This window comes from Clostridium sp. CMCC3677 (assembly GCF_023845585.1).
Lineage (GTDB): Bacteria > Bacillota > Clostridia > Clostridiales > Clostridiaceae > Clostridium > Clostridium aquiflavi.
Genome location: NZ_JAMQHS010000082.1, coordinates 1 through 244, shown reverse-complemented (window position 1 = coordinate 244; position 244 = coordinate 1). Strand labels below are relative to the sequence as shown.

General features: G+C 26.2%; 1 protein-coding gene. It reads left to right on the top strand.

The features are described 5' to 3' along the window. Positions 1-244, top strand: a 244-nt coding sequence (locus tag NG901_RS16815) for an undecaprenyl phosphate translocase family protein (RefSeq protein ID WP_252217096.1), incomplete at both ends; no start/stop codon positions are given.

Here is a 244-nt window from a genome sequence, read left to right as displayed (position 1 = left end):
TATCTGGGTCAACATTGCTTTTAATTTTTGGATTATATGCACCTATAATGAATGCTGTAAAAGAAGTATTAAAATTGAATTTTGATTACTTACTTGTATGTTTTGTATTTGGTTTTGGAGTACTTTTTGGAATACTTATAACTATAAAGGGTGTAAAATACTTATTAAGTAATTATAGATCACAAACAATATATTTAATTTTAGGTCTTATGATTGGATCAATATACGCAGTGTTTATGGGTCC